Here is a 22,353-nt window from a genome sequence, read left to right as displayed (position 1 = left end):
GAAGACCGGCCGGGGTCCGCGCGGGGTCACACCCCGTAGGTGAAGCGCGGCGCCCGCCGCTCCAGGAAGGCGGCCACGCCCTCCGTGGTGTCGCCGCTGCCACGCGCCTGCTCCGCCCAGTACGCGTCCCGGTCGGTGCGGCCGGCCGCGAACTCCTTCGCGGCCGCCTGGGTGAGCAGGGAGCGGGAGACCAGCACGCGGGTGAACTCGGCGACCCGCTCGCCCAGACCCCCCGCCGGCAGCACCTCGTCCACCAGACCGGTGCGCAGCGCGCGTGCCGTGTCGACGAGCTCGCCCGAGAAGAGCAGGTACTTGGCGGCCGACGGCCCCACCAGCGACACCAGCCGCCGCGTGGAGGACGACGGATAGACGATGCCGAGCTTCGCCGGCGTGATGCCGAAGAGCGCCCCCTCCTCGGCGAACCGCAGGTCACAGGCGGCCGCGAGCTGGCTGCCGCCACCGACGCAGTAGCCCCGGACGGCGGCGAGCGTCGGCTTGGGGAAGGCCGCCAGGGCCTCCTCGGCCCGCACGGCGAGGGACTGCTGCTCGTCACCCGGCTCGCGCAGCGACGCGATGTCGGCGCCGGCGCAGAAGGTGGTCCCCGCGCCGGTCAGCACCAGGACCCGCACGCGCGGGTCGGCGGCCAGCGAGTCGAGCAGTCCGGGCAGCGCGCGCCACATCCCGGCCGTCATCGCGTTGCGCTTGGCGGGGTTGCTGATGACGACGGTGGCGACACCGTCCGCGACGGACTGTTCCAGCTGCGGCTGCTCCATGCGCCGGATGCTATCCGGCCCGACCCGGCGCTCTATCAGAAAGGGGCGGGAACGGTCGAACGTGCGATGTCGTTGCACAGGAACGGTCGCCACTCTTCGAAAAGCCGCCGACTTCTGGTCAGTGCTCCTGAGGGGTGGCACGCGGTCCCAACACTCGACAACGTGGCGACAATCGAGCATGAGGGTGGAAACCGGACGACGGAGAGCCGCGGGGGCGTCCCGCCCCGGCCCTTCTCGCACGAAGGGGTGTGGCGGTTCACCGCTCCCGCCGTCGATGTGTCCGTGCCGCAGGCCAGGCGTGCGGTACGGGATCTGCTGAAACGTCAAGGCGTGCCCGTGGACGACGACGTCGCCCACGCGCTGCTCCTGATCGTCTCGGAACTGGTGACCAACGCCGTGCGGCACGCGGCCCTGCTCTCACCCGAACTCGCGGTGGAGGTCGCGATCGGGGCGGAGTGGATCCGGGTGTCGGTCGAGGACGCGCACCCGTACCGGCCCAAGGCGCTGGAGGCCGACCACGGCCGGACGGGCGGACGCGGCCTGCTGCTGGTGCGGGAGGTCACGCGGGAGGCGGGCGGGGAGTGCGACGTGGAGCACACCGCGAGCGGAGGAAAGATCATCTGGGCCGCGCTGCCGCTGAGACCCGCGGCGGCCCCCGGGCCGCCCGCACCACCGCCATCCGCCGTGACGCTCCAGCCCCCCGGACCGCTCCAGCCCGGCGCGTCACTCCAGCCCCCCGGACCGCTCCAGCCCGGCGCGTCACTCCAGCCCCCCGGACCGCTCCAGCCCGGCGCGTCACTCCAGCCCCCCGGACCGCTCCAGCCCGGCGCGTCACTCCAGCTCCCCACCCCGCTCCCGTCCCCCCTGCCGCGTCCGCCCGCCGCGCCACTCCCGCCCCCCGCACCGCGGGCCGAGCCGCCGGTACCGGCCGGCCCCCCGGGAGCCGAGGGGCCGGCCGGGCCGGACGGACCGGCGGTCACCAGCCCCCGGTCTCCCCTGTCAGCTCCTTGACCGCCGGACGCGCCGCGTCCAGCACCGTCATGAACCAGGCGGAGAACGGCGCGGACGCGTGCCGTTCGCTGAGCTCACGCGCCGTCACGAACGCCGTCTCCTCCACCTCCGCCGGATCCGGCCGCAGCGGAGCCTGGACCATCCCCACGAAGAGGTGGTTGTACTCCTGCTCGACCAGCCCCGACTCGGGGTCCGGGTGGTTGTAGCGGACCGTACCCGCCTCGGCGAGCAGCGACGGCGACACCCCGAGTTCCTCGTGGACGCGCCGGGCGGCCGCCGCGAACGGCGCCTCACCCGGATACGGATGCCCGCAACAGGTGTTCGACCAGACGCCGGGGGAGTGGTACTTCCCCAGCGCCCGACGCTGGAGCAGCAGCCGCCCCTCCTCGTCGAAGAGGAACACCGAGAACGCCCGGTGCAGTTGCCCGGGTGCCTGGTGGGCGGCCAGCTTCTCCGCGGTGCCGATGGTGGTGCCGTTCTCGTCGACCAGTTCGAGCATGATCGACGGCGCGGTCCCGTTCGACGAGCTGTTCGCCGCGGTGGCTGGTGTGGTCGGCATAACCATCCTTCGCTTCGGTTCTCGGCCCTGTGGGCACGGCTCAGTCTGCCGTACAAAAGCCGCTTGTCGGCACACGACGACGCGCACCCGTAATGTCGGATCAGACGCCGAACGCACGCGGATAGTGAATCGTGCCCTGCGGTACCTTTCCGGAACCGTCCAGGTCGAGCGCCATCATCGCCTCGTCCGGCACGTCGAAGGAGGGCCGGATTCCGTACCGGGAAGCCGGCGTGAAACCGAACCTCGGGTAATACTCCGGATGACCGAGCACCAGCACCAGCCGCTCGCCGGCCAGCCGGGCCGCGTCCAGGACCGCGCGCACCACCGCCTGCCCGGCGCCCTGCCGCTGGTACGCCGGCGCCACCGCGACCGGCGCCAGGGCCGCTGCCGGCGCGTCCCCCACCCGGCACCGGGTGATCAGCGCGTACGCGGCGACCGAGCCGTCCGCAGCCTCGGCGACGTACGACAGGCCCGGCAGCCAGGCGGAGGGGTCCTCACGCAGCCGGTCCACCAGCTCCGCCTCCGCGTCCCTCGCGAACGCGGCGGCGTTGACCGCCCGCACCGCCGCGAGGTCCGCGTCCGTGCCGGGCCCGGTACGCCACCGGGGGTCGGCGGGACGCAGGACGTAACCGGTGTAGTCGTACTCCGCGCCGTGCTCGCGGCGCATCGCGATCTCCTCGCGGGTGGCGGCGAGCGCCTCGGCCATGCCGGGCACGGCCGGGTCGGCGGCGTCGGCCCGCTCGGCGAGCGGCCCGTAGTACTCGTCCCAGTCGCTCTCGGGCTGCCGGTAGGTACCGGCCACGTGGTAGCCGGCGCCGACCGCCGCCGCCACATTGGCCGCGGTACCGCGCAGCGCGTAGTGCCGGTCCCAGAAGGCCCGCGCAGCCGGGCTCGGGTCGCCGACCGTCCACGCGCACTCGGTGACGACCAGCGTCCCGCCGGGGGAGAGGAGCCGGCGCCAGGAGCGCAGCGCGTGGTCGAAGCCGATCGAGTACGCCGAGCTCTCCGCCCACACCAGGTCGAACGACCCGTCGGGGTGGGGGAGCCGGCCCATGTCGGCCCGCACGGCGTGGACGGCGTCACCGAGCCCGCGGGCGTCGGCGGCCCGCCGCAGCTCGGTCAGGAACGGTTCGTGCAGATCGACGGCCGTCACGTCCGCGCCGGCCTCCGCGGCGAGCAGCAGCGCGGACCGGCCGGGGCCGCAGCCCAGGTCGAGCACGCGCGGCCGGACGGGCAGCGGGCCGGCGAGCGTCGCGAGCGACAGGAGCCTGCGGGTGGTGTCGTCGGAACCGGGGCCCTGCCGCGGGAGACCGTGGTGCAGGGCGAAGAAGGCGTCGTACGGAGCGTTGTCGGACAACGTGGGAGACCCTTTGGTGTGAGCGGGCCCCGGCCGACGGTGGAGTGCGGGTCAGCCAGGAACCCGGAAGCCGAAGTCGATGCTGGACCGGGTGCTGCGCGGGGCAGCCGTCACCGCGACGGTCATCGACCTCATCTCCTCTCACAGGGCACGGCGCACGTCGGAACGGACGACGTTGCGGGGATCAACCCTAGCAGCGGTCAGTGACAGAGCCGTTCGTGCGCGGCATGGCCGCTCGGCTCCAGCTGGAAGGTGCAGTGCTCGACGTCGAAGTGGTCGCCGAGGCATCCCTGGAGCTCGTGCAGCAGCTTCTCGTGACCCACCGAGTCGAGGGCCTCCTGGTGCACCACGACGTGCGCCGACAGCACCGGCATCCCGGACGTGATGGTCCACGCGTGCAGGTCGTGCACGTCCTGCACGCCCGGCAGGGCGAGTATGTGCGCCCGTACCTCGGCCATGTCCACGCCCTTGGGGGCCGCCTCCAGCAGCACGTCGAGCGTCTCCCGCAGCAGCTTCAGCGTGCGCGGGACGATCATCAGGCCGATCACCAGGGACGCGATCGGGTCGGCCGCCTGCCAGCCGGTGGCCAGGATGATGCCGGCCGCGATCAGAACCGTCACCGAGCCCAGGGCGTCCGCCAGCACCTCCAGGTACGCGCCGCGCACGTTCAGGCTCTCGCGCTGCCCGCGTACGAGCAGGGAGAGCGAGACCATGTTCGCGACCAGGCCGAACAGGGCGAAGGCGATCGCCACCCCGCCCCTGGTCTCGGCCGGCGTGATGAACCGCTGCACCGCCTCGAACAGCAGGTAGCCGCCCACACCGAGCAGCAGCAGGCAGTTGGCCAGCGCGGCCAGGATCTCGGCCCGTGCGAAGCCGAAGGTACGCCGCTGGTCGGCCGGACGGCCCGCGAAGTGGATGGCCAGCAGCGCCATGGCGAGGCCGACGGCGTCGGTCGCCATGTGCGCGGCGTCGGCGATCAGCGCGAGCGAGTCGGCGACGACGCCGCCGACGATCTCGGCCACCATGACCGCGAGGGTGATCGTGAGCGCGATCCGCAGCCGTCCCCTGTAGGCGGCGGCCGCGGTCCCCGTCGGCGGTGGACCGCCGTGGCCGTGTCCGTGCCCGTGGTCGTGCCCTGCCCCCATCGTCATGCCTCCCGCTGATCGACGACACCGGCCAGTGAACTACGGGTGGGGGGTATCCGCAAGCCGGTACTGAACACCGTTGTCATATGCCCTGACCTGCGGTGATGTCCCCTGGTCAGGCAGTGCGGCGATCAGCCGGACGCGGCGGCCGGCGGGCGCGCGACGCCGGGCGGCGACGCGCGGCGACCGGCGGTCGTGGCGCTCGACGGGACGCGGCGGTCAGTGCGACGGGACGGCCGCCCGTGCCTCGGGATGGCGCAGGCACCAGCCCTCCCACGCCGACTCGACCATCTCGCGCACCCCGAGGGAGGCGCTCCAGCCCAGCTCCTCGGTGATCCGGCCGACCGACGCCACCGCCCGGGCCGCGTCGCCCGGCCGCCGTGCCTCCACCACCGGCTCCAGGCCGTGGCCGGTGACCTCCGCCACCAGGTCGGCCAGCTGCCGCACGGACACGCCCTCGCCGCGGCCGACGTTCAGGGTCAGGTCGCCCTCGCGCCCCTCCAGCCGCCGCGCCACGGCGAGGTGCGCGTCGGCGACGTCGGCGACATGGATGTAGTCGCGCACGCAGGTGCCGTCCGGCGTCGGGTAGTCGTCCCCGAAGATCCGGGGAGCCTCGCCCCGGGTGATCCGGTCGAAGAACATCGGAATGATGTTGAACACGCCCGTGTCCGCCAGCTCGGGCCGTACGGCCCCGGCCACGTTGAAGTAGCGCAGGCACGCGGTCGCCATGCCGTGCGCCCGGCCGGTCGCCCGCACCAGCCACTCACCGGCCAGCTTCGTCTCGCCGTAGGGGTTGATCGGCACCGCAGGGGTGTCCTCGTCGATCAGCTCCGCGTCCGGTACGCCGTACACGGCGGCCGAGGAGGAGAAGAGGAACCGCTTCACCCCGGCGGCCACCACGGCCTCCAGCAGCACGGTCAGCCCGTGCACGTTCTCCCGGTAGTAGCGCAGAGGCTGCTCGACCGACTCCCCGACCTGCTTCTTCGCCGCGAGATGCACCACACCGGTCACCCCGTGACCGGCCAGGGTCCGGTCCACGAGATCCCGGTCGGCCAGCGAACCGCGGACCAGCCGGACGCCGTCCGGCAGCCGCTCCGGGACGCCCGAGGAGACGTCGTCCAGGACGACGACCCGCTCGCCCGCCTGCGTCATCGCCCGGGCCACATGAGCGCCGATATATCCCGTACCGCCTGTGATCAACCACGTCATGACCGCCAGCCTAAGCGGTCGCCCATCCGTGGTTTGTGGGGCGAGGGGCCCATCGACCATGATGATCGCGTCCCGGCGGACGGCCGCCGGGCGCCGGGAAACCTCGATGAACTCGCGCCTCCGTTCATCCGATAGCCTCTGCCGACGTGCCGCCGCCCGCGACGGGCCGAGCCGCCGTGCACCAGCCCTGATCAGCTCCAAGGAGTGAGTTCGTCTGTCGACCGCCATCCTCACCGGTCCTCCGGTACCCGGATCGCCGCTCGAGGGCGATCTGCGGTCGCTGGGCTTCGACGTCCGGACCGCCGCCGACGAGCGGGAGACCGCCGCCTTGCTCGCCGCCGTCCCGGCCGCGGAGCGCGTCGCGGTCGTCGACCCGCGCTTCGTGGGCCACGTCCACGCGCTGCGCCTCGCCCTGACGGACCCCCGCTTCCCGGCCGCCGCCGCCCCCGGCGCCCTCACGGCCCGGCCGGAGGCCCGCCCCGCGCTGGCCCGCGCGCTGACCGCCGTGACGTCCGCCACCCCGGCCACCCGCACCCCGCCCGCCGCCCCCGCCCCGGCCACCCCCGGCCCGCCCGCCCGGCCGGGCGCCGGACGGCCGTGGACACTGCCGGACCGGCTGGCCGAGGCGCTGGCGGCCGACGGGGTCCCGGTGCAGCGGCCCGAACTCGGGTCGCTGGTCGCCGCCGTACCCGCCGACCCGCAGAGCCGCAAGGAGACGCGGGACGCGGTCGAAGCCGTCGACGACGAGGCCGTACGCCTCCGCTCCGCCGTGAAGGCGCGTGACGGCTTCTTCACCACCTTCTTCGTCAGCCCGTACTCGCGCTACATCGCCCGCTGGTGCGCCCGCCGGGGCCTCACCCCGAACCAGGTCACCACCGCCTCCCTGCTCACCGCGCTCGTCGCGGCCGGGTGCGCGGCGACCGGGACGCGCGGCGGCTTCGTCGCCGCCGGGCTGCTGCTGCTCCTCTCCTTCGTCCTGGACTGCACCGACGGCCAGCTCGCCCGCTACTCGCTGCAGTACTCCACGATGGGCGCCTGGCTGGACGCCACCTTCGACCGGGCCAAGGAGTACGCCTACTACGCCGGCCTCGCACTCGGCGCCGCCCGCGGCGGCGACGACGTATGGGCGCTGGCCCTCGGTGCGATGGTCCTGCAGACCTGCCGGCACGTCGTGGACTTCTCCTTCAACGAGGCCAACCACGACGCCACCGCGAACACCAGCCCCACCGCCGCCCTGTCGGACAAACTCGACAGCCGGGGCTGGACGGTCTGGGTGCGCCGGATGATAGTCCTGCCCATCGGCGAACGCTGGGCCATGATCGCCGTCCTGACGGCGGCCACCACCCCCCGCGTCGTCTTCTGGGCCCTGCTGATCGGCTGCGCCTTCGCCGCCTGCTACACCACCGCCGGCCGGCTCCTGCGGTCGCTGACCCGCAAGGCCCGCCGCACCGACCGGGCCGCCGGCGCCCTGGCCGACCTCGCCGACTCCGGCCCGCTCGCCCGGGCCGTGGCCGCGCTCGCCCGGAAGGCGCCCCGGACGTTCCCGGCCCCCACCGCCCTGGTGGGCGCCGCCGCCGTCGTCACCACCGCCGCGCTCGCCCCGCTCGACGGGCCCTGGCCGGCGCTCGCCGCCCTCGGCTACGCGCTGACGTCCGGCATCGCCGTGGCCCGCCCGCTCAAGGGCTCCCTCGACTGGCTCGTCCCGCCCGTCCTCCGGGCCGCCGAGTACCTCACCCTCCTGGTCCTGGCCGCCCGCTCGGACGCCCCCCACGCGCTGCCCGCCGCATTCGGCCTGGTCGCGGCGGTCGCCTACCATCACTACGACACGGTCTACCGCATCCGCGGCGGTACGGGCGCGCCGCCCGCGTGGCTGGTGCGGACGATCGGCGGCCACGAGGGCCGCACGCTGGTGGTGGCGGCCCTCGCCGCGGTCCTGGCGGCCGGGAGCCACTTCACCGTCGCGCTCACCGCCCTCGCGGTGGCCGTCGCGCTGGTCGTGCTCGTGGAGTCCGTCCGCTTCTGGGTGTCCTCCGGAGCGCCCGCAGTACACGACGAAGGAGAACCCGCATGATCGGCCTCGTACTCGCAGCCGGTGCCGGACGGCGTCTGCGCCCCTACACCGAGACGCTCCCGAAGGCCCTCGTGCCGGTCGACCCCGCGGGAGACGGCTCGAAGACGGTCCTCGACCTGACCCTCGCCAACTTCGCCGCCGTGGGACTCACCGAGGCCGCCATCGTCGTCGGCTACCGCAAGGAAGCGGTCTACGCCCGCAAGGACGAGCTCCAGGCGCGCTACGGCCTGAAGCTCACCCTGATCGACAACGACAAGGCCGAGGAGTGGAACAACGCCTACTCCCTGTGGTGCGCCCGTGAGGTCCTGAAGCGGGGCGTCATCCTCGCCAACGGCGACACCGTGCACCCGGTGTCCGTCGAGGAGACCCTGCTCGCCGCCCGGGGCGAGGGCCGGCGCGTCATCCTCGCCCTCGACACGGTGAAGAGCCTCGCCGACGAGGAGATGAAGGTCATCACCGCCGACGGCCAGGGCGTGCGCCGCATCACCAAGCTGATGGACCCCGCCGACGCCACCGGCGAGTACATCGGCGTCACCCTCATCGAGCCCGAGGCCGCCGAGGACCTCGCGGACGCGCTGAAGGCCACCTTCGAGCGCGACCCGGACCTCTACTACGAGGACGGCTACCAGGAGCTCGTCCACCGCGGCTTCCGGATCGACGTGGCGCCCATCGGCGACGTCAAGTGGGTCGAGATCGACAACCACGACGACCTCGCGAAGGGCCGTGAGATCGCGTGCCTGTACTGACCCGGCTCATCCCGTCGCCGGTGGTCGTCGACATCAGCTGCGGGGCGATGGACGACCTGGCCGGTCTCCTCGCCGACCAGCGGATCTCCGCCTCCGGCAAGCTCGCCGTGGCGATCAGCAACGGCTCGGGCCGGGCGCTGCGCGAGAAGCTCGCGCCGCTGCTCCCCGACGCCGACTGGTACGCGGTCGAGGACGGCAGCATCGATTCCGCCGTGCGCCTCGCCGACGCCATCAAGGGCAAGCGCTACGACGCCGTGGTCGGCCTCGGCGGCGGCAAGATCATCGACGTGGCGAAGTACGCCGCGGCGCGGGTCGGCGTGCCTATGGTGTCGGTCGCGACCAACCTGTCGCACGACGGCATCTGCTCACCGGTCTCCACCCTCGACAACGACAACGGCCGCGGCTCCTACGGCGTCCCCTCGCCGATCGCCATGGTCATCGACCTCGATGTGATCCGGGAGGCCCCGGCGCGGTTCGTCCGCTCCGGCATCGGCGACGCGATCTCCAACATCTCGGCCATCGCCGACTGGGAACTGTCCCACCGGCACACCGGCGAGCAGGTGGACGGCCTGGCCGCCGCCATGGCCCGCACCGCCGGCGAGGCGGTGCTGCGCCACCCGGGAACGGTCGCGGACGACGAGTTCCTCATCGTGCTGGCCGAGGCCCTCGTCCTGACCGGCATCGCCATGTCGATCAGCGGTGACACCCGGCCCGCGTCGGGTGCCTGCCACGAGATCTCCCACGCCTTCGACCTGCTGCACCCGGCGCGCTCCGCGCTCCACGGGGAGCAGGTCGGGCTCGGCGCCGCCTTCGCGATGCACCTGCGCGGCGCCCGCGAGGAGTCGGGGCTCTTCGCCGAGGCCCTGCGCCGGCACGGCCTGCCGGTGCTGCCCGAGGAGATCGGGTTCTCCCCCGAGGAGTTCGTCGGAGCCGTGGAGTACGCACCGCAGACCCGCCCCGGGCGCTTCACCATCCTCGAGCACCTCGACCTGTCCACCGACCAGATCAGGGACGCGTACGCCGACTATGCCAAGACCATCCGTAGCTGAACTCCGCCCGGTCGTCCATCCGGCGGGAGTGAAGGACCGTCGCAGCGGCGAACACTGGGGCGGCCGCCTCTACATGCGCGAGATCTCGCTGCGCATCACCCGTCTCCTGGTCACCACGCGGGTCACCCCGAACCAGCTCACGTACGTGATGACCGTCGCGGGCGTCCTCGCTGCCCCGGCCCTGCTGATCCCGGGCATCCCCGGCGCGCTGCTCGGCGCGCTCATGGTCCAGCTCTACCTGCTGCTCGACTGCGTGGACGGCGAGGTCGCCCGCTGGAAGAAGCAGTTCTCGCTCGGCGGGGTCTACCTGGACCGGGTGGGCGCCTACCTGTGCGACGCGGCCGTGCTCGTCGGTTTCGGCCTGCGCGCCGCGGACCTGTGGGGCAGCGGCCGGATCGACTGGCTGTGGGCCTTCCTCGGCACCCTCGCCGCGCTCGGCGCCATCCTGATCAAGGCCGAGACCGACCTGGTCGGCGTCGCCCGCCACCAGGGCGGCCTGCCCCCGGTCAAGGAGTCGGCCGCCGAGCCGCGCTCGTCCGGCATGGCGCTGGCCCGCAGGGCCGCCGCGGCGCTGAAGTTCCACCGGCTCGTCCTCGGCATCGAGGCGTCGCTGCTCATCGTGGTGCTGGCGGTCCTGGACACGGTCCGGGACGACCTGTTCTTCTCCCGCCTGGGCGTCGCCGTGCTGGCCGGCATCGCGCTGCTCCAGACGGTGCTGCACCTGGTGTCGATCCTCGTCTCCAGCAGGCTGAGGTGAGCGCCATGAGGCTCGGCGCCGTCATCATCACCATGGGCAACCGCCCGGACGACCTCCGGGCGCTCGTCGAGTCGGTCCGCGCGCAGGACGGCGACCCGGTCGAGATCGTCGTCGTCGGCAACGGCGCCCCCGTCACGGGCGTCCCCGACGGCGTACGCACGATCGACCTCCCGGAGAACCTGGGCATCCCGGGCGGCCGCAACGCCGGCATCGAGGCGTTCGGCCCCGGCGGCACGGACGTGGACGCCCTGCTGTTCCTCGACGACGACGGTCTGCTGCCCCACAAGGACACCGCCGAGCTGGTCCGCCAGGCGTTCACGGCCGACCCGGAACTGGGCATCATCAGCTTCCGGATCGCCGACCCGGACACCGGCGTCACCCAGCGCCGGCACGTGCCGCGGCTGCGGGCCTCGGACCCCATGCGCTCGTCGCGGGTGACGACCTTCCTCGGCGGGGCCAACGCGGTCCGCACGAAGGTGTTCGCCGAGGTGGGCGGGTTGCCGGACGAGTTCTTCTACGCGCACGAGGAGACCGATCTCGCCTGGCGGGCGCTCGACGCCGGCTGGATGATCGACTACCGCGCGGACATGGTGCTCTTCCACCCGACGACCGCCCCCTCCCGGCACGCCGTCTACCACCGCATGATCGCCCGCAACCGGGTCTGGCTGGCCCGCCGGAACCTGCCCGCGCCGCTGGTGCCGGTGTACCTCGGGGTCTGGCTGCTGCTCACCCTGGCGCGGCGCCCCTCGGTGCCGGCGCTCAGGGCCTGGTTCGGCGGGTTCAGGGAGGGCTGGACGTCCCCGTGCGGGCCGCGCCGGCCGATGCGGTGGCGTACGGTGTGGCGCCTGACGCGACTGGGCCGCCCACCCGTCATCTGACAAGCTCGGAATCTGACAAGCTCGTCACCGACAGCACGTCGCCGACGTGCTCGTCACCGACAAGCACGGGGCACCCGGGGCCCGGCCGCCACCTGACCCGCCCGCCCCCCACTGCCGCGCATCTCGGACACGAAAGTTTCAACTTGTGAGTGAGACAACCCACGACGGAGCGATCGCCGTGACCGCCCCGCCATCCGCGGACGCGGGCCTGTCCCCGGCGGAACTGGCCGCCAAGTACGGTCTGTCGGTCAGCGGGGCCCGGCCCGGTCTGGCCGAGTACGTCCGGCAGCTGTGGGGACGCCGTCACTTCATCCTGGCCTTCTCCCAGGCGAAGCTCACGGCCCAGTACAGCCAGGCCAAGCTGGGCCAGCTCTGGCAGGTGGCGACGCCGCTGCTGAACGCGGCGGTCTACTTCCTGATCTTCGGCCTGATCCTGAACGCCGGCCGGGGCATGGACAAGGAGGTCTACATCCCGTTCCTGGTGACGGGTGTCTTCGTGTTCATGTTCACGCAGACGTCCGTCATGTCCGGCGTGCGGGCGATCTCCGGCAACCTGGGGCTGGTCCGGGCGCTGCACTTCCCGCGTGCCTCCCTGCCCATCTCCTTCGCGTTGCAGCAGCTCCAGCAGCTGCTGTTCTCGATGATCGTGCTGTTCGTCATCGCGGCGGTGTTCGGCAGCTACCCCTCGCTCTCCTGGCTGCTGATCCTCCCGGCGCTGGCGTTGCAGTTCCTGTTCAACGTCGGCCTCTCGCTGATCATGGCCAGGCTCGGCAGCAAGACCCCCGACCTCGCGCAGCTGATGCCCTTCGTCATGCGCACCTGGATGTACGGCTCGGGCGTCATGTTCTCGATCCCGATCATGCTCAAGGACAAGCCGGCCTGGATCGCCGACGTACTGATGTACAACCCGGCGGCCATCTACATGGACCTCATCCGGTTCGCACTGATCGACGGGTACGGCACGGAGAACCTGCCCTCCCACGTCTGGGTGGCCGCGCTGCTGTGGGCCGTCCTGGTCGGGGCCGCCGGCTTCGTGTACTTCTGGAAGGCAGAGGAGCGGTACGGACGTGGCTGAGCACACCGAGGACGTGACCGCGACCGCCGCCGCCGACGGCGCGCGGATCCCCACCGTCATCGCCGACGACGTGCACATCGTGTACCGGGTCAACGGCGGCGGGGGCGGCAAGGGCAGCGCCACCGCCGCGCTCAGCCGGATAATCCGCCGCGACCGGGGCGAGTCCCGCGGCGTACGCAAGGTGCACGCGGTGCGCGGGGTGTCCTTCACCGCGTACCGGGGCGAGGCCATCGGCCTCATCGGCACCAACGGCTCCGGCAAGTCGACCCTGCTGCGTGCCATCGCGGGCCTGCTGCCCACGGAGAAGGGCAAGGTCTACACCGACGGCCAGCCCTCGCTGCTGGGCGTGAACGCGGCTCTGATGGGCGACCTGACCGGTGAGCGCAACGTGATCCTGGGCGGGCTCGCCATGGGCATGTCGCGCGAGGAGATCCGGGAGCGCTACCAGGACATCGTCGACTTCTCCGGCATCAACGAGAAGGGCGACTTCATCACCCTCCCGATGCGGACGTACTCCTCCGGCATGGGGGCCCGCCTCCGGTTCGCCATCGCCGCGGCGAAGAACCACGACGTCCTGATGATCGACGAGGCGCTCGCCACCGGTGACCGCAAGTTCCAGATCCGCTCCGAGCAGCGCATCCGCGAGCTGCGCAAGGAGGCCGGCACGGTCTTCCTGGTCAGCCACAGCAACAAGTCGATCAGGGACACCTGCGACCGCGTCCTGTGGCTGGAGAAGGGCGAGCTGCTGATGGACGGCCCCACGAACGAGGTCCTCAGGGCGTACGAGAAGGAGACCGGCAGGTAGTGCCGGTCGTGCGCCGCCGCGAGGGCCCCCGCCGAGGAGCGTGGCGGGGGCCCTCGCGGCGGCGCGGCGCGGCGGCGGGCACGCGCGGATGACCCCCTGCCGCCGGATGCCATGTTTCGGTCAAGTCCCGTACCGAATGGGCCTGTTGAGGCCAAGTGCGTGACTCTTCCCGTGCGTGTGACACCCCGGCACGGTCCCGGACGTTGTACAACGTAAGCTGTACCGGTCCTGATTCGCGGCATGTGGGGCGATATTGCCAGGACCTCGCCGGACCGGGGCGGTATCCCCGTCGACAGGACCGGCGGCGTGTCCGAAATGGGATGTATTGGGTCGGCAGTGTAGAACGGGAGACGTGACGGCAATGACGGTGAATCCCCAGCCCCGCCTCCGCAAGGGCCCCGCCGTCCCCGCGCCGGGCAGTCCCCAGTGACAGGTACCCGGCAGGTGTGCCCCGACGCCTCCTCGCGCACCACGCTCGACAAGGCCGCCCACGAGAACTTCCCCGTGGCGCCCTTCTTCCTGCCCCGCGCCTGGCGCGACGACCTGATGGCCGTCTACGGCTACGCCAGGCTCGTGGACGACATCGGCGACGGCGACCTCGCCCCCGGCGGGGCCGACGCCCGCCTGCTGGGCGCCGAGGGGGAGACGGACCGGCTCGCCCTGCTCGACGCCTTCGAGACGGACCTGCGGCGCGTCTTCGACGGCACCCCCTCCCACCCGCTGCTGCGCGCCCTCCGGCCCACGGTGCGGCGTCACGGGCTCACCCCCGAGCCGTTCCTCGGCCTGATCGAGGCCAACCGGCAGGACCAGCTCGTGCGGCGCTACGAGACGTACGACGACCTCGCCGCCTACTGCGAGCTCTCCGCCAACCCCGTCGGCCGCCTGGTCCTGGGCATCACCGGCACCACCAGCCCCGAGCGCCTGCGCCGCTCCGACGCGGTCTGCACCGCGCTCCAGATCGTCGAGCACCTCCAGGACGTCGCCGAGGACCTCGCCCACGACCGGATCTACCTCCCGGCCGAGGACATGAGGCGGTTCCGCGTCACCGAGGCCGACCTGGCCCGGCCCAGCGGCGGCGCCTCGGTGCGCGCCCTCATCGCCTTCGAGGCCGAACGCACCCGCCGGCTCCTCGACGAAGGACGCCCCCTCGTGGGCAGCGTCCGCGGCCGGCTCCGGCTGCTCCTCGCCGGCTTCGTCGGCGGCGGCCACGCCGCCCTCGACGCGATCACGGCCGCCGGGCACGACGTACTCCCCGGACCGCCCAGGGCCACCGGGCCGAACCTGATGCGCTCGGTGGGAGCCGTGCTGCGCCGAGCGCGTGGAGAGGGGTGAGCGGGACCGTGGAAGGACAGACCGGGAACTCCGCACCGGTGGCGGCCGCCTACAGCTACTGCGAAACCGTCACCGGACAGCAGGCCCGCAACTTCGCCTACGGCATCCGGCTCCTGCCGGCCGACAAGCGGCAGGCCATGTCGGCGCTGTACGCGTTCTCCCGGCGGGTCGACGACATCGGTGACGGGAGCCTCGCCCCCGAGGCCAAGGCCGACCGGCTCACGACCACCCGCGAGCTGCTCGAACGCATCCGCAAGGGCGCGGTCGACGAGGACGACACCGACCCGGTGGCCGTCGCGCTCGCCGACACCGCCCGCCGCTTCCCGCTGCCCCTCGGCGGCCTCGACGAACTCATCGACGGCGTCCTGATGGACGTACGCGGCGAGACGTACGAGACCTGGGACGACCTCAAGGTGTACTGCCGGTGCGTGGCCGGTGCCATCGGCCGGCTCTCCCTCGCCATCTTCGGCACGACCCCGGGGGCGCCCGGCGCGGACCGCGCCCCCGAGTACGCCGACACGCTGGGCCTCGCCCTCCAGCTCACCAACATCCTCCGCGACGTCCGCGAGGACGCCGGCACCGGACGCACCTACCTGCCCGCCGACGACCTCGCCAAGTTCGGCTGCTCCGACGGGTTCCGCGGCGCCACCCCGCCCCCGGGCGCCGACTTCCCCGGACTCGTCCACTACGAAGTACGCCGCGCCCGCGCCCTGTTCGCCGAGGGCTACCGCCTGCTGCCCCTGCTCGACCGGCGCAGCGGCGCCTGCGTCGCCGCCATGGCCGGCATCTACCGCCGCCTCCTCGACCGCATCGAACGCGATCCGGCCGCCGTCCTGCGCGGCCGCGTCTCCCTCCCCGGCCACGAGAAGGCGTACGTCGCCGTCCGCGGCCTGTCCGGCCTCGACGCCCGCACCGTCTCCCGGCAGCGGGTCGGGAGGCGCGCCTAGATGACCACCATGCCCGCGACCCGCCCCACGAACCGGCACAATCGGCGCGCAACCCTCCGCCCCGACCCCGCGTCCCTGACTGCGACCACCCGACGGGAGACCGCATGAGCGACGAGCCGACCCCGGCCCGCACCGCACCGGGCCACGCCGTGGTCGTCGGCGGCGGCCTCGCCGGCATCACCGCCGCCCTGCGCCTGGCCGACTCCGGACTGCGCGTCACGCTCCTCGAGGGCCGGCCCCGCCTCGGCGGCCTCGCCTTCTCCTTCAAGCGCGGCGACCTCACCGTCGACAACGGCCAGCACGTGTACCTCCGCTGCTGCACCGCCTACCGCTGGTTCCTCGAACGCGTCGGCGGCGCCCACCTCGCGCCCCTCCAGCCCCGCCTGGACGTCCCGGTCCTCGACGTAGGTCACCCGCGCGGCCCCCGCCTCGGCCGGCTGCGCCGCACCGCGCTGCCCGTGCCGCTGCACCTCGCCGCGAGCCTCGCCGGCTACCCGCACCTCTCGCTCGCCGAGCGCGCGGGCGTCGGCCGCGCCGCCCTCGCCCTGGCGAGGCTCGACCCGGCCGACCCCGCCCTCGACGGCATCGACTTCGCCACCTGGCTCACCCGCCAGGGCCAGTCGCCCCGCGCCGTCGAGGCCCTGTGGGACCTGATCGGCGTCGCCACCCTCAACGCCACCGCCCCGCACTCCTCCATGGGCCTGGCCGCCATGGTCTTCAGGACCGCCCTGCTGAGCGATCCCGGCGCCGCCGACATCGGCTGGGCGCACGTCCCGCTCGGCGAGCTGCACGACACCCGCGCCCGCCGGGCGCTGGACGCCGCCGGCGTACGCACCGAACTGCGCGCCAAGGTCACGGCCGTACTGCCCGGACCGCACGGCCGCTGGGTGGTGGACGTGCCCGGCGAGCGACTGGAGGCCGACACCGTCGTCCTCGCCGTACCGCAGCGCGAGGCCCACGACCTGCTGCCGCACGGCGCGCTGGACGACCCCGGCAAGCTCCTCGACATCGGCACCGCCCCCATCCTCAACATCCACGTCCTGTACGACCGCGCGGTACTGCGCCGCCCGTTCTTCGCCGCGCTCGGCTCCCCGGTCCAGTGGGTCTTCGACCGCACCGACGCCTCCGGCTACACCGACGGCCAGTACCTGGCGCTGTCCCAGTCGGCCGCCGGGGACGAGATCGACGAACCCGTCTCCGTGCTCCGCGACCGCTACCTGCCGGAACTGGAACGGCTGCTGCCCGCGGCACGCGGCGCCAAGGTCCGGGACTTCTTCGTCACCCGGGAGCGGACAGCGACGTTCGCCCCCACCCCCGGCGTCGGCCGGCTGCGGCCCGGCGCCCGCACCCACGCGCCGGGCCTCCACCTGGCCGGCGCGTGGACCGCCACCGGCTGGCCCGCGACCATGGAGGGCGCGGTCCGCAGCGGCTTCACCGCCGCGGGCGCGGCCCTCTCGGCGCTCGGCCGCCCCCATGTACATCCGCTCGAGGAGGCGGCATGAGCCTGAGTACTGGAACCAGAGGAGAGACCGTGCCGACTGTGCCCCCGGTGAACCCGGTCGTCGACACCGCGGACGTCACCGCACTGCTGGAGCGTGGCCGGACCATGTCCACCCCGGTCCTGCGCACGGCCGTGCGGCGGCTCGCGCCGCCCATGGACACCGTCGCCGCCTACCACTTCGGCTGGATCGACGCCCACGGCCGGCCCGCCGACGGCGACAGCGGCAAGGCCGTCCGCCCGGCCCTCGCCCTGCTGTCCGCCGAGGCGGCGGGCGCGGCCCCCGAGGTCGGCATCCCCGGCGCGGTCGCCGTGGAGCTCGTGCACAACTTCTCCCTGCTGCACGACGACCTCATGGACGGCGACGAGCAGCGCCGCCACCGCGACACCGTGTGGAAGGTCCACGGCCCGGCCCAGGCCATCCTCGTCGGCGACGCGCTGTTCGCCCTCGCCAACGAACTGCTGCTGGAGCTCGGCACCGTGGACGCCGGCCGCGCCACCCGCCGGCTGATCACCGCCAGCCGCAAGCTCATCGACGGCCAGGCCCAGGACATCTCCTACGAGCACCGCGAGCGGGTCACCGTCGAGGAGTGCCTGGAGATGGAGGGCAACAAGACCGGCGCCCTGCTCGCCTGCGCCTGCTCCATCGGCGCCGTCCTCGGCGGCGCCGACGACCGCGTCGCCGACACCCTGGAGGCGTACGGCCACCACCTGGGCCTCGCCTTCCAGGCCGTCGACGACCTGCTCGGCATCTGGGGCGACCCGGAGGCCACCGGCAAGCAGACCTGGAGCGACCTGCGCCAGCGCAAGAAGTCGCTGCCGGTCGTCGCCGCCCTCGCCGCCGGCGGGCCGGCCTCCCGGCGCCTCGGGGAACTGCTCACCGCCGACGCCAAGAACCCGGACCTGGACAGCTTCTCCGAGGAGGAGTTCGCCACGCGCGCCGCCCTCATCGAGGAGGCGGGCGGCCGGGAGTGGACCTCGGAGGAGGCCCGCCGCCAGCACGCCGTCGCCATCGAGGCACTGCACCGCGTCGACATGCCGGAACGGGTCCGCGCCCAGCTCACCGCACTCGCGGACTTCGTCGTCGTACGAAAGCGATGACCACCATCAGGACCGTCACCCGCACCATATGAATCGCTAGTCGCCGGCCGGTGCACCGCACCGGCCGACGGCCCACCCGCACCGCAGGACGCCAACTGCACGAAGGGGAAGCCATGACAGCGACGACCGGCGGAAGCACCGGGGCCCTGGAGCCCCACGCGCCCTCGGCCACCGGAACCGCCACCGGAACGACCACCGCCACCGGAACGACCACCACCACCGGAATCACCACCGCCCCCCCGGCCCCCGCCGCGCGCGGCACGGCGGACCTCGCCGCGCGGGCCGCCCAGCGCTCCATCGAGCACCTCCTCTCCCGGCAGGACGCCCAGGGCTGGTGGAAGGGCGACCTGGAGACCAACGTCACCATGGACGCCGAGGACCTCCTGCTGCGGCAGTTCCTCGACGTACGGGACGAGGAGACCACCGGCGCCGCCGCCCTGCACATCCGCGGGCAGCAGCGCGACGACGGCACCTGGGCCACCTTCTACGGCGGGCCCGGCGAGCTGTCCGCCACCATCGAGGCGTACGTCGCGCTCCGCCTGGCCGGCGACCGGCCCGACGAGCCGCACATGGCGCGCGCCGCCGCCTGGATCAGGGAACGGGGCGGCATCGCCGCCGCCCGCGTCTTCACCCGCATCTGGCTGGCCCTGTTCGGCTGGTGGAAGTGGGACGACCTGCCCCAGATGCCGCCGGAGCTGATCTTCCTGCCGAAGTGGTTCCCGCTCAACATCTACGACTTCGGCTGCTGGGCCCGCCAGACGATCGTGCCGCTGACCGTGGTCTCCGCCAAGCGGCCCGTGCGCCCCGCGCCGTTCCCGCTCGACGAGCTGCACACCGACGTCCGGGTGCCCAACCCGCCGAAGCCGCTCGCTCCGGCGAACACCTGGGAGGGCGCCTTCCAGCGGCTCGACAAGGCGCTGCACGCGTACCACCGGGTCGCCCCGCGCCGGCTGCGGCGGGCCGCGATGAACAGCGCGTCCCGCTGGATCATCGAGCGGCAGGAGAACGACGGCTGCTGGGGCGGCATCCAGCCGCCCGCGGTGTACTCGCTCATCGCCCTCCACCTGCTGGGCTACGACCTGGAGCACCCGGTGATGCGCGCCGGCCTGGAGTCGCTCGACCGGTTCGCCGTACGGCGCGCGGACGGCGCCCGCATGATCGAGGCGTGCCAGTCGCCGGTGTGGGACACCTGCCTGGCCGTGATCGCGCTGGCCGACGCCGGGGTGCGCCCCGACCACCCGGCGCTCGTCAGGGCCGCCGACTGGATGCTTGGCGAGGAGATCGTCCGCCCCGGCGACTGGGCCGTCCGCCGCCCCGGACTCGCCCCCGGTGGCTGGGCGTTCGAGTTCCACAACGACAACTACCCGGACATCGACGACACCGCCGAGGTCATCCTGGCCCTGCGCCGGGTCAGGCACCCGCATCCGGAGCAGGTCGAGGCGGCGGTGCGGCGCGGCGCCAACTGGACCGCCGGCATGCAGTCGCGCGACGGGGCCTGGGGCGCCTTCGACGCCGACAACACCAGCCCCTTCCCCAACCGGCTTCCGTTCTGCGACTTCGGCGAGGTCATCGACCCGCCGTCCGCCGACGTCACCGCCCACGTGGTGGAGATGCTGGCGCACGAGGGCAAGGCCCATCACCCCCGTACCCGCCGGGGCGTCGCCTGGCTGCTGGCCGAACAGGAGGAGTGCGGCGCCTGGTTCGGGCGCTGGGGCGTCAACTACGTCTACGGCACCGGCTCGGTGGTGCCCGCGCTGACCGCCGCCGGGCTGCCCACCTCGCACCCCGCGATCCGGCGGGCCGTCGCCTGGCTGGAGTCCGTGCAGAACGCCGACGGCGGATGGGGCGAGGACCTGCGCTCCTACCGGGAGCAGGAGTGGATCGGCCACGGCGCCTCCACCGCCTCGCAGACCGCGTGGGCGCTCCTCGCCCTGCTGGCGGGCGGCGAGCGGGAGTCCGGGGCGGTGGAGCGGGGCGTCCGCTGGCTCGCGGAGACCCAGCGGGAGGACGGCTCCTGGGACGAGCCGTTCTTCACCGGCACGGGCTTCCCCTGGGACTTCTCCATCAACTACCACCTGTACCGGCAGGTCTTCCCGCTCACCGCGCTCGGCCGGTACCTGCACGGCGAACCGGTGGTCGGCCGGCTCGGCAAGGGGGCCTGATGGCGGCCGGACCGGAGCCTTCCGGCTTCCCGCACGCCGCTGATGCCCCCGGCGCCGCCGGTTCCGTGCCCGCCGCGCCGATGCTGATCGCCTGCGCCCTCGGTATCGAGCGGCTCGCGCTGAGCAGCGGCCGGCGCCGCCACGGCAGCGGGTCGCCCGGCCCGGTGACGGTGATCCGTACGGGCATGGGGCCGGCGAACGCCCAGCGGGCGGTGACCCGGGCCCTGGAGGGCGGCGAGCTGCGCGGCGCAGCGGTCGTCGCGTCCGGGTTCTGCGCCGGACTGGAGCCGGGCATGCACCCCGGCGACCTGGTCGTCGCCGACGAGACCCGGGGCCCCGGCGGATCCACCCTCTGCACGGGCACCGAGCTGCTGGTCGAGGCGCTGGAGCGGGCCGTTCCCGGACGTACGGTCCACACCGGGCCGCTGAGCGGCTCCGACCACGTCGTACGCGGTCAGGAGCGGGCGCAGCTGCGCGGCACGGGGGCGATCGCGGTCGACATGGAGTCCGCCGCCACCCTGCGCGCCGCGCTCAACACGGGCGTCCGGTCCCGGCCCGTTGCGGCCGTACGGGTGGTCGTGGACGCCCCGGAGCACGAGCTCGTCCGCATCGGCACGGTACGCGGGGGAATATCTGCCTTCCGTGTTCTTCGCTCGGTATTGCCTGCTTTCTTTGACTGGCACCGTTCTTTGCTGCTCCCCAGGAGGTGAGCCAGATGGCCATGCCGCTTCGCCAGACCATCCGGGTCGGCACGTATCTCTTCGAACAGAAACTGCGCAAGCGGAAGAAGTTCCCGCTCATCGTCGAACTGGAGCCGCTCTACGCCTGCAACCTCGCCTGCGAGGGCTGCGGGAAGATCCAGCACCCGGCGGGGGTGCTCAAACAGCGCATGCCGGTCGCCCAGGCGGTCGGAGCCGTGCTGGAGTCCGGTGCGCCGATGGTGTCCATCGCGGGCGGCGAGCCGCTGATGCACCCGCAGATCGACGAGATCGTCCGCCAGCTGGTGGCCAAGAGGAAGTACGTCTTCCTCTGCACCAACGCCCTGCTGCTGCGCAAGAAGATCGAGAAGTTCACGCCCTCGCCGTACTTCGCCTTCGCCGTGCACATCGACGGCCTGCGCGAACGGCACGACGAGTCGGTCGCCAAGGAGGGCGTGTTCGACGAGGCCGTGGCGGCCATCAAGGAGGCGCAGCGGCGCGGCTTCCGGGTCACCACCAACTCCACCTTCTTCAACACCGACACCCCCCAGACCATCATCGAGGTGCTCAACTTCCTCAACGACGACCTAAAGGTCGACGAGATGATGATCTCGCCCGCGTACGCCTACGAGAAGGCGCCCGACCAGGAGCACTTCCTGGGCGTCGAGCAGACCCGCGAGCTGTTCCGGAAGGCCTTCGCCGGCGGCAACCGGCGACGCTGGCGGCTGAACCACTCCCCGCTCTTCCTGGACTTCCTGGAGGGCAGGGCCGACTTCCCCTGCACCGCGTGGGCGATCCCCAACTACTCGCTCTTCGGCTGGCAGCGCCCCTGCTACCTGATGGCCGACGGCTACGTCCCGACGTACCGGCAGCTCATCGAGGAGACCGACTGGGACCGGTACGGCCGGGGCAAGGACCCCCGCTGCGCCAACTGCATGGCGCACTGCGGCTACGAGCCGACCGCCGTCCTCGCCACCATGGGCTCCCTGAAGGAGTCCCTGCGCGCCGTCCGCGAGACGGTCTCCGGAAGCGGGGGGTGACGTGATGCCGGAACCCGTGGGCCTCGGGCTGCCCGCGCTGCCGCCCCGGCCGATCGCGGTGCGCCGCGCGTCCCGGCGCATCCAGGTCGGCTCGGTGGCCGTGGGCGGGGACGCGCCCGTGTCGGTGCAGTCGATGACCA

19 protein-coding genes and 2 pseudogenes are annotated in these 22,353 nt (G+C 73.1%); 16 read left to right on the top strand and 5 right to left on the bottom strand.

What is annotated here, in order from left to right:
• Nucleotides 1-26 precede the first annotated feature (26 nt).
• Nucleotides 27-773: an enoyl-CoA hydratase/isomerase family protein gene (locus tag IE109_RS03010; protein WP_189548871.1), complete on the bottom strand. Its 747-nt coding sequence runs from the start codon at nt 771-773 to the stop codon at nt 27-29.
• A gap of 162 nt (nt 774-935) precedes the next feature.
• On the opposite strand from IE109_RS03010, the pseudogene IE109_RS03005 reads away from it, so the two are divergent.
• Nucleotides 936-1,421: pseudogene (locus tag IE109_RS03005) on the top strand (ATP-binding protein); the annotation flags it as partial.
• 328 nt (nt 1,422-1,749) lie between these two features.
• Here IE109_RS03005 and idi read toward each other — a convergent pair.
• The 4 genes from idi to galE all read right to left on the bottom strand — a co-directional run bounded on the left by idi (nt 1,750) and on the right by galE (nt 6,054).
• Nucleotides 1,750-2,343 carry an isopentenyl-diphosphate Delta-isomerase gene (gene idi / locus IE109_RS03000; protein ID WP_189548870.1) on the bottom strand — a complete coding sequence of 198 codons (594 nt, stop codon included), beginning with the start codon at nt 2,341-2,343 and terminating at the stop codon, nt 1,750-1,752.
• 100 nt (nt 2,344-2,443) lie between these two features.
• Nucleotides 2,444-3,700, bottom strand: coding sequence for a bifunctional class I SAM-dependent methyltransferase/N-acetyltransferase (locus tag IE109_RS02995; RefSeq protein ID WP_189548869.1), 1,257 nt, complete (start codon nt 3,698-3,700; stop codon nt 2,444-2,446).
• 200 nt (nt 3,701-3,900) lie between these two features.
• Nucleotides 3,901-4,845: a cation diffusion facilitator family transporter gene (locus IE109_RS02990; RefSeq protein ID WP_189549587.1), complete on the bottom strand. Its 945-nt coding sequence runs from the start codon at nt 4,843-4,845 to the stop codon at nt 3,901-3,903.
• Between the two features lie 219 nt (nt 4,846-5,064).
• Nucleotides 5,065-6,054: a UDP-glucose 4-epimerase GalE gene (galE, locus tag IE109_RS02985; RefSeq protein WP_189548868.1), complete on the bottom strand. Its 990-nt coding sequence runs from the start codon at nt 6,052-6,054 to the stop codon at nt 5,065-5,067.
• A 214-nt stretch (nt 6,055-6,268) separates the two neighbouring features.
• On the opposite strand from galE, the gene IE109_RS02980 reads away from it, so the two are divergent.
• From IE109_RS02980 to IE109_RS02910, 15 genes and pseudogenes are all read left to right on the top strand, one after another.
• Nucleotides 6,269-8,125, top strand: a complete 1,857-nt coding sequence (locus IE109_RS02980; RefSeq protein ID WP_189549586.1) for a DUF5941 domain-containing protein — start codon at nt 6,269-6,271, stop codon at nt 8,123-8,125.
• A complete protein-coding gene (locus tag IE109_RS02975) occupies nt 8,122-8,871 on the top strand; it encodes a phosphocholine cytidylyltransferase family protein (RefSeq protein ID WP_189548867.1) in 750 nt (249 codons plus the stop codon). The genes IE109_RS02980 and IE109_RS02975 overlap by 4 nt, the downstream gene beginning before the upstream one ends.
• Nucleotides 8,859-9,920: an iron-containing alcohol dehydrogenase family protein gene (locus IE109_RS02970; protein ID WP_189548866.1), complete on the top strand. Its 1,062-nt coding sequence runs from the start codon at nt 8,859-8,861 to the stop codon at nt 9,918-9,920. Before IE109_RS02975 ends, IE109_RS02970 begins: the two co-directional genes overlap by 13 nt.
• Entirely contained in the window at nt 9,898-10,677 is a 780-nt protein-coding gene (locus IE109_RS02965) for a CDP-alcohol phosphatidyltransferase family protein (RefSeq protein ID WP_189548865.1), read from the top strand. The genes IE109_RS02970 and IE109_RS02965 overlap by 23 nt, the downstream gene beginning before the upstream one ends.
• 5 nt (nt 10,678-10,682) lie before the next feature.
• Entirely contained in the window at nt 10,683-11,555 is an 873-nt protein-coding gene (locus IE109_RS02960) for a glycosyltransferase family 2 protein (protein ID WP_189548864.1), read from the top strand.
• 145 nt (nt 11,556-11,700) lie between these two features.
• On the top strand, nt 11,701-12,630 hold the full coding sequence (locus IE109_RS02955) for an ABC transporter permease (protein ID WP_189548863.1): 930 nt from the start codon (nt 11,701-11,703) through the stop codon (nt 12,628-12,630).
• Nucleotides 12,623-13,435, top strand: a complete 813-nt coding sequence (locus tag IE109_RS02950) for an ABC transporter ATP-binding protein (protein WP_229890498.1) — start codon at nt 12,623-12,625, stop codon at nt 13,433-13,435. The genes IE109_RS02955 and IE109_RS02950 overlap by 8 nt, the downstream gene beginning before the upstream one ends.
• A gap of 426 nt (nt 13,436-13,861) precedes the next feature.
• On the top strand, nt 13,862-14,767 hold the full coding sequence (hpnC, locus tag IE109_RS02945; protein ID WP_189548862.1) for a squalene synthase HpnC: 906 nt from the start codon (nt 13,862-13,864) through the stop codon (nt 14,765-14,767).
• A gap of 8 nt (nt 14,768-14,775) precedes the next feature.
• Nucleotides 14,776-15,714, top strand: a complete 939-nt coding sequence (hpnD, locus tag IE109_RS02940; protein WP_189548861.1) for a presqualene diphosphate synthase HpnD — start codon at nt 14,776-14,778, stop codon at nt 15,712-15,714.
• Nucleotides 15,715-15,818: 104 nt separating this feature from the next.
• Nucleotides 15,819-17,216, top strand: coding sequence for a hydroxysqualene dehydroxylase HpnE (gene hpnE, locus IE109_RS02935; RefSeq protein ID WP_189548860.1), 1,398 nt, complete (start codon nt 15,819-15,821; stop codon nt 17,214-17,216).
• Nucleotides 17,213-18,313: a polyprenyl synthetase family protein gene (locus tag IE109_RS02930; protein ID WP_189548859.1), complete on the top strand. Its 1,101-nt coding sequence runs from the start codon at nt 17,213-17,215 to the stop codon at nt 18,311-18,313. Before hpnE ends, IE109_RS02930 begins: the two co-directional genes overlap by 4 nt.
• Nucleotides 18,314-18,426: 113 nt before the next feature.
• Entirely contained in the window at nt 18,427-20,475 is a 2,049-nt protein-coding gene (gene shc / locus IE109_RS02925; RefSeq protein WP_189548858.1) for a squalene--hopene cyclase, read from the top strand.
• Nucleotides 20,476-20,555: 80 nt separating this feature from the next.
• Nucleotides 20,556-21,185, top strand: coding sequence for a phosphorylase family protein (locus tag IE109_RS02920; protein ID WP_229890595.1), 630 nt, complete (start codon nt 20,556-20,558; stop codon nt 21,183-21,185).
• Between the two features lie 5 nt (nt 21,186-21,190).
• Nucleotides 21,191-22,213, top strand: coding sequence for an adenosyl-hopene transferase HpnH (hpnH, locus tag IE109_RS02915; protein ID WP_189548856.1), 1,023 nt, complete (start codon nt 21,191-21,193; stop codon nt 22,211-22,213).
• 4 nt (nt 22,214-22,217) lie between these two features.
• Nucleotides 22,218-22,353 (top strand): annotated as a pseudogene (locus IE109_RS02910) (flavodoxin-dependent (E)-4-hydroxy-3-methylbut-2-enyl-diphosphate synthase); the annotation flags it as partial.

This window comes from Streptomyces lavendofoliae (genome assembly GCF_014649735.1).
In the GTDB taxonomy this organism is placed as follows: Bacteria; Actinomycetota; Actinomycetes; order Streptomycetales; family Streptomycetaceae; genus Streptomyces; species Streptomyces lavendofoliae.
Note: the sequence above shows the minus strand (reverse complement) of the source record. Positions and strands in the feature narration are given on the sequence as shown.

What these genes read in the sequence shown, in the direction of transcription:
- IE109_RS02920 (WP_229890595.1), top strand. Translation starts at nt 20,556, where the DNA reads ATGCTGATCGCCTGCGCCCTCGGTATCGAGCGGCTCGCGCTGAGCAGC.
- idi (WP_189548870.1), bottom strand. Translation starts at nt 2,343, where the DNA reads ATGCCGACCACACCAGCCACCGCGGCGAACAGCTCGTCGAACGGGACC.
- galE (WP_189548868.1), bottom strand. Translation starts at nt 6,054, where the DNA reads ATGACGTGGTTGATCACAGGCGGTACGGGATATATCGGCGCTCATGTG.
- hpnE (WP_189548860.1), top strand. Translation starts at nt 15,819, where the DNA reads ATGAGCGACGAGCCGACCCCGGCCCGCACCGCACCGGGCCACGCCGTG.
- IE109_RS02965 (WP_189548865.1), top strand. Translation starts at nt 9,898, where the DNA reads ATGCCAAGACCATCCGTAGCTGAACTCCGCCCGGTCGTCCATCCGGCG.
- IE109_RS02930 (WP_189548859.1), top strand. Translation starts at nt 17,213, where the DNA reads ATGAGCCTGAGTACTGGAACCAGAGGAGAGACCGTGCCGACTGTGCCC.
- IE109_RS03010 (WP_189548871.1), bottom strand. Translation starts at nt 773, where the DNA reads ATGGAGCAGCCGCAGCTGGAACAGTCCGTCGCGGACGGTGTCGCCACC.
- IE109_RS02975 (WP_189548867.1), top strand. Translation starts at nt 8,122, where the DNA reads ATGATCGGCCTCGTACTCGCAGCCGGTGCCGGACGGCGTCTGCGCCCC.
- hpnH (WP_189548856.1), top strand. Translation starts at nt 21,191, where the DNA reads ATGGCCATGCCGCTTCGCCAGACCATCCGGGTCGGCACGTATCTCTTC.
- IE109_RS02990 (WP_189549587.1), bottom strand. Translation starts at nt 4,845, where the DNA reads ATGGGGGCAGGGCACGACCACGGGCACGGACACGGCCACGGCGGTCCA.
- shc (WP_189548858.1), top strand. Translation starts at nt 18,427, where the DNA reads ATGACAGCGACGACCGGCGGAAGCACCGGGGCCCTGGAGCCCCACGCG.
- IE109_RS02960 (WP_189548864.1), top strand. Translation starts at nt 10,683, where the DNA reads ATGAGGCTCGGCGCCGTCATCATCACCATGGGCAACCGCCCGGACGAC.